Origin of the sequence: Azohydromonas lata (genome assembly GCF_034427735.1) — a bacterium.
Classification (GTDB): domain Bacteria; phylum Pseudomonadota; class Gammaproteobacteria; order Burkholderiales; family Burkholderiaceae_C; genus Azohydromonas; species Azohydromonas lata.
In genome coordinates this window covers 1-223 of record NZ_JAXOJX010000285.1, presented here as the reverse complement: position 1 = coordinate 223, position 223 = coordinate 1, and the positions used below count along the sequence as shown (strand labels likewise).

Annotated in this window: 1 protein-coding gene; it reads right to left on the bottom strand. The window is 70.0% G+C overall.

The features are described from left to right. Positions 1-223 (bottom strand): hypothetical protein (locus tag SM757_RS35410; protein ID WP_322468929.1); only part of this gene is annotated, 223 nt, incomplete at both ends.

Sequence of the window (223 nt, the reverse complement as noted above, 5' to 3'; positions counted from 1 at the left end):
ACCACCGACGTGGCCTTGAGGTTGCCCAGGCCGTCGACAGTGGCCGTCAGCGTGCCATTGGCCAGCTCGAACGCCGTGGTGCCCGCGGCACCCGAGCGCAAACCGAAGCTGGCGTTGCTCAAGCGCAGCGACGCGGACGTGCCGGCGCTCAGCGCAGCCGTCACGTTGGAGCCCACGGCCACGATGTCCGTGCCCGTCTTGGCGAAGCCCAGGTCACCCGACA